5 protein-coding genes are annotated in these 5,999 nt (G+C 46.2%); 3 read left to right on the top strand and 2 right to left on the bottom strand.

Translation table 11 applies throughout. The features are described 5' to 3' along the window. Positions 1–488, top strand: a 488-nt coding sequence (locus tag PHP87_RS10235) for a hypothetical protein (RefSeq protein ID WP_299921015.1), incomplete at its 5' end; no start/stop codon positions are given. A gap of 21 nt (positions 489–509) precedes the next feature. On the opposite strand, the gene PHP87_RS10230 is transcribed toward PHP87_RS10235, so the two are convergent. Further along, positions 510–1,784, bottom strand: a complete 1,275-nt coding sequence (locus PHP87_RS10230) for a sensor histidine kinase (protein ID WP_299921013.1) — start codon at positions 1,782–1,784, stop codon at positions 510–512. A 36-nt stretch (positions 1,785–1,820) separates the two neighbouring features. Then, the gene (locus PHP87_RS10225; protein WP_299921011.1) at positions 1,821–2,543 is read right to left on the bottom strand and encodes a LytTR family DNA-binding domain-containing protein; all 723 of its coding nucleotides are present in this window, start codon (positions 2,541–2,543) and stop codon (positions 1,821–1,823) included. A 201-nt stretch (positions 2,544–2,744) separates the two neighbouring features. Here PHP87_RS10225 and PHP87_RS10220 point away from each other — a divergent pair, with 201 nt between their 5' ends. Then, entirely contained in the window at positions 2,745–3,074 is a 330-nt protein-coding gene (locus PHP87_RS10220) for a hypothetical protein (protein ID WP_299921009.1), read from the top strand. A 58-nt stretch (positions 3,075–3,132) separates the two neighbouring features. Then, a partial coding sequence (locus PHP87_RS10215) for a hypothetical protein (RefSeq protein ID WP_299921007.1) occupies positions 3,133–5,999 on the top strand: 2,867 nt, incomplete at its 3' end.

Genomic DNA, 5,999 nt, shown 5'->3' with positions numbered 1-5,999 from the left:
TGCAAGCCCTGGCGCAAGCAGGAGGCGGCAGCATAATAAGTGAGCCCCGCGAAGCGTTTGCTTCCAACCTGCCTGTCGCCCGAGGGGTACGGGAACTCTGGCCCTGGCTCTTGATGCTGGCGGCTCTACTGCTTCCGCTGGATATCGCCAATCGCCGACTGGCCTATACTTTAGGCGATTTGCAAGCCTGGTGGCAGCGGCGGCAAAAACCAGAGGGGACTGCTTTAACCTCTACTCCGGCAGCAGCTACTTTTAATCGTCTGCGCCATAAGAAAGAAGAGTTAATTGAGCAAGAACGGCAAAGAACAAGTGAAAGGCCTTTTAAGGATGAAACCCGCAGCATGCCAAAGACTGTCCATGTCCCGAGCCCTCCCCGGGAAGGGAGCGAAAAAGATAAAGCACAGGAAAAGGATAAAGTTAAGGACAGCAAGCAGGATAAAGACCGGATGTCCCGTTTGCTGGCCGCCAAGCAGCGGGCCAGAAAATAACAGGCAAGGGAGTGGGCGGAGCTATCTCCCCAGCGGCAACACAATTTTCAGCGTAAATAACTCATGCTGTGCCGCAAAAGAGCAGTAGCCATTATTCTTCTCGGCAATCATCGCCATACTTTTGACCCCAAAGCCATGTCCCGCGTGATGGCTTTGCGGTAAACCATTCTCCATTACTACTTTGCCCGTAAAGCTGTTCTCTATAAAAATCAGCAAATTAGCTTTATGTGTTTGACAAGTGATTCTTACGGTTCTGAACTGCTCATCGTCAACCTGTGCAGCAGCGACAATGGCATTCTCCAGTCCGTTGGAAAGCAGCGTGTTAAGCTCAGTTTCGGGCAACTCAAGGCTGCCAGGCAGGTCTGCATCCACCAAAAGGGTAACGCCGTTCATCTTGGCTTTTGCCGCAAAGGCGGACAAAATCAGATTGACGGTATTGTTCTCGCAATAGCGGTTGGGGGTGATTTCCTCAATGTCTGCTAGCGCAAGTCGAATATAGTCTGCTGCTTTTTGCTTATCTCCATCAGCAAGATAAGCTCCGATAAGCGAAAGATGATGTCGCATATCGTGGCGGTAAATGATGGCAAAATTCTGAGCCTCTTGCAGTGCGATTATTTCAAATTCAGATTGTTTGATTAGTAGTTGGAGATTGGCTTTTTCAAGTGCTATATTCTGATTTTGCAGAGAAGTTTTTAAATACAAAACGGAAAATATAAAATAAACAACAACAATAGCAGAATCCACAAATTCTACAATGGCAGGACCACCGGTATAAAGCATACTGCTGTATACCGTAATGCCGTACTCGATTATGTAATATGTCAGAGGCACATAAATGAACAAAGAAATAACTTTATTATCTTCTTGTTGCAAACCAGCAACATAGGGTGCTGACATTTTAATAATTAGAATCAGCAAAGGGATGGTTGCTATAATTTGCACCAAAAAAGAAATTTCACTGCTATATCCCCAAAACGCTGAAGCCATTGTTCCGATCCATTTTCGAGGGGTACAAAGCAAATATGCGGTTAAAATACTAACCAATGCTATATTGAACGGTTTTTTATAACAGAGTAGCAGTACAATTATCAATGGTATATGTGTAACAAATGGATAAGATTTATATAGGAATTTCTCCCCTAAAAGCAAATAAATTACTAATTGTGTAGCGCAAAAACTCATGGTAACAATAATGAAACTTTGGAGATTTCTTTTGATAGAAATATTTGCAAATGAAAAGGATAATATAAGACCATAGATCAATACAAAAAAATAATTCAGAATAGATAATGACATCAAAAATTACATCCTCGCTATTAATTATTCAAGCCCTTAGTTCACTCCCTTTTCCACAAACAGATGCTCCATATATGCCTCACGCACCTTCCTATAAAGCAGGCGGGAAATGGGCAGAGTATTACCGGCAAGGGTAGTAATCTCCTTTGACCTGAGCTCACCCACCTGCCACAGATTCACAATATAAGAGCGATGCACCTTGACAAACTCAGGGCGAGAGAGCAGCTTATCCTCAAAATAGGCAAGGGAAGCCGGCACCTCCTGCACGCTGCCGTCCGCCAGGTGGAAATACAGCCGTTTGTTCATGACCTCTACAAAGGCCAGCTTGGAGAACAAAATGCGGGACATGCCTGTCTGGGTCTTGACTGTCAGGCCCTCCAGCGGTTTTTGTTCTTCGGCAATAAGTGCATCCAGTATAGAAAAAAGCTTGTCCTTAGAGGCTGGCTTGAGGATATAGTCATAAGCTTTGACCGCGTAGCTTTCCAGGGCAAACTCCGGCGATGAAGTGAGAAAGATAATTCTTACTCCTGCATCAAACGCCCGAATTTCATGGGCGGCCTGCATTCCGCTTATACCCGGCATCAGTATATCCAAAAGCAAAATGTCATAATCTCCGCTGCTCATGGTGGAGAGAAGCTCTGTAGCGCTTTGAAAGGTCTTGTATGTAAGCGATACTTTCATTTCTTGCCGGTATGTAGCTATGAAAGACGAGATTCGGTCAAGCTCCGGCGAATCATCATCACAAATGGCAATTTTCAAATCCTCTCACCTTCCGTAACCTATAAAAATCAGCTTAAATTTACCATGAATTTTCCTCTTTTTCCAGTAGGATTTTACATCTCAGGGCGAAATCTCATACATCTCAGGCAAACGCAAACTTTTTACGGAAATTATTTCTACTATAGAGTATGTGGCAACATCCAGATTTTTGGGCAGCAAGCCTAAGGGAGGAAAGGAGGGATGGAGCCTGACTACCATGATCGCCTGTGTGATTGCCGCTATCAGCACAGCGGCGTTTTTAGCGTTGTGGTTTTGGGTGGGCACCGGGAGCTGACAGAAAAACAGGATACGGTTAAAAGTGCTTGGAGCCAGCTTGCCGCCTGCCGCAAAAAACACATGCAGGCAAGGAACGGACCCGAGGAGGTTGATGTACAGGGCATTCTCACTCGCAGCCACGATATTTCCCGTCAGTCGGTAATGCTCTACAATCAGACCCTGCAAAAGCCGTGGAACCGCATTCCCGGGTTTTTGATGGGCTTCCGGCAGATTTCGGAGGGCGATGATGGATGATAAATAGCTAAAAAATGGAAGCATTTTTATGAAATTTATTGAAAAGGAGTAGCTGAAAGTGCGAAATCTTAAAAAAGGCATATCGATGTTGATGGTATGCTTTATGTTGCTTTCTGTGATGCCGCTTAATGCACTGGCGCGGGAACCTAATAATTCAAACGCAAGTGAGCAGACTATTGCAGTCAATGTACTTGAGCCGGGGTTGAATAATCCCGACGCAGGAGAGCAGTCCATCTTCCTGAATGGCCCGGATGAGACTGAGATGGCTGTAAATTCACTTGCGCCAGGGGTGAATCCCCTGGCAAAGGAAGAGCTTATTGCTGCCCTGGCTGAGCAATACGGGACTGAAAGCGCAGCAGCTATGGTCGAATCAATGATTGCCATGGGAATCATTGACGAAAACGGCAAGCGTCTTACTTATAAAATAGAGATGGACGGCCAGCTTTATACCCTGGAGCAAATGCGGGTCATTTTGAATGCTCCCGATCTTGATCTGGCCAAGGAGGTTAAAGTTGACGGCAAAGCCGTTACCCTTGGTTTTATCGCCCAGTTAATTGATTTTGAAACGTACATGGCCTTTGTTGAAGAGAATTTTCTAAAGAAGGATGTACAGCTTACTGATAAGCATGTAAAAATGTTGGCAGATCTTGAAAACCAGCTTGCTACAGAGGGTATAAGCCTTATAGAGGGCTCAGCTGAACCTGCCGCTGTTCCGGTAGTGGAGTGCAGGGTTGGAGCTATTTCCGCAAACTCTGTAGACCTCACTTATACTATGAGTGGGGGCGGAGCTGATGCCAGCGTTACTTTTTCTCAGGAATATCTGCCGGGAGTACTGGGGGATAGTGCCAATAATTTGACACCTGTAACCTTGACCAGCAGTAACCCAACCTGTTCGGTAACTATTCATTTGCCCGGTACAGAAAACGTATGCTGGAATGGCGATGCTCCGGTTGCTTATGTACGCCTCAATGACCTAAAGGGGGGGCAGTTTTCTAACGGCAAGTCCAGCCAGCTTATTCCCATAACCATGTATAGCGCATATGGTTTTACTGCCTTCAAAGGTGCCAATTTCTTGACCAATCCGGTGCCGAGCAGTAATTTGAACGGTTGGCAGGTAACCAATGGTAAGTGGAATAAGGGCAGTTATGGCGGTGAAATCAAAGGTAACGCAAGCAGTACCGTCACTGCCTGGCAGGAAGTTCAACTGAATGCTGACGGCAGCATGCTGGCCGCCAACGGCGAGTTGATGGTCGGGGCCAGCGGAACCTTCTGGGGACAGGCGAGCTCTACCATGAAAGCTTCGTTGACAGTTGCATTTTATGACAAAAACGGAAACAGCACGGGTTCCAAAGAGGTAAGCTATAAAAAATACAAAGTTTCGCATCATAACGAGACCTTATCTTTTTCGGACTATACCGTGCCAGCAGGCACCGCATATTTGCGCTTGACAGCGGTAAATGACAATTCGCTTACATTTGGGCCGTCAATGCGCAATTTTTCGCTAACGATCACAGATACGAAAGCGCCCGCTGTAAAAGAAATCAGCTCGCCTGCTAAAACATTTAAAGCCGGTGAGCAGGTTCCCATCGTGGTGACCTTCAGCGAGCCGGTTGTGCAAAACAGAGAGTTTACCTTAATCATGAAAGACTCTACTGGCAAAGAATACCCAGTAAATAGCAAAAACAGCGGACTCATACACTCAAAAATTACTTTCCCGTTTGATATTCCGCCTCAGACACCTATAACCTTGACGCCGGTCAGTATTTCCGCCGGTGCTGCGGATACCTCCGGTCTGACGAGCGCTGCATATTATTTTCCAGGCGATGTGGCTGCGCTGGCTACTGTCTTTGCCTATAATGAATTGGATAGCATGTTAGGCCTGGTCTTAAAACATGCCGATGGCAGTACAGTGGAAGGAACCTATCTGCCCAGCGAAAGCAAGGGTGCGTTGGAAATTAATCTGTTCCAGAGCAATGAAGCAACCGTAGATAATTCTACCGTGGGAGCAAAACAAAATGAATGGCTTATTAACCATACAACTGCAGACACAGAAGGTAAATTCACGGTAAATCGTCTTTATGCCTCCTATGACAATGGGGTAAGCAAAATACCACTATATATTACTGATGCAGTGGACAAGTTGACTGCCGAGTTTAACCTTCCCTCGGGCGGGGGAGCTTACAAAATGCGTCTCTACATTGATCCCAACGGCACGGATGAATTTCGGCCTATATTCGATGAGGGACACAGTGTTGGTTTTAGCAAAGGCGCTTTGGTATTGGTCGAAGCAGATGACATGACGATTAACTATCCTGCTTCCTACCCATCAGGGATCGACAAGGTGCTTTATTTAGGTGATGCGGAAACAGTCAAGCTTGCTTATATGTACAGCGGAAACGCTACCTTCAAAACCTCGTCAGATTTCAAATGGCTATCCTCTGATGAAAATATTGCTGCTATTGCAGCGACCACAGGCGAGATTACGCCGGTGGGGGTCGGCAAGGTTACTTTTAATCTGGTAGCAATGAACGGCGCCAACGATGGGAGCAGAGATGTAAAGAAAGTGTCCGAAGAATTTACCGTAGAAGCATCTCTTAGCAAGCCCTCTCTGGCCGTGAGCAAGTTCATTACCACCAGGAAGGGCGAGCCGGTGCAAGTTATGTGGAGCACCAATGTTGTTTTCATTAATCAACAGGCTGAGCCCCCAAAAGAAACCATCTTTAGCGTGGAGCTTTATGAGGGCAACTACGCCAGCACAGAAGCTTTGGCAGGAATAACGCCAAGCTATACCGCAACTACTGAGGCCAATGCCAACACCTTTACTATCCCGGGCGATGAGCTGACCAGCCTTTCCAGCGGAACGGAGCCTGCCTATACCATTAAAATAACTACGGATAATCCTTTTGACTCCGCCAAAAAGGTGGA

The sequence above is a fragment of the Syntrophomonas sp. genome, from assembly GCF_028707975.1.
Taxonomy (GTDB): domain Bacteria; phylum Bacillota; class Syntrophomonadia; order Syntrophomonadales; family Syntrophomonadaceae; genus Syntrophomonas.
Note: the sequence above shows the minus strand (reverse complement) of the source record. Positions and strands in the feature narration are given on the sequence as shown.

Coding starts and splice junctions, on each gene's coding strand:
- PHP87_RS10220 (WP_299921009.1), top strand. CDS start 2,745: ATGGAGCCTGACTACCATGATCGCCTGTGTGATTGCCGCTATCAGCAC.
- PHP87_RS10230 (WP_299921013.1), bottom strand. CDS start 1,784: ATGTCATTATCTATTCTGAATTATTTTTTTGTATTGATCTATGGTCTT.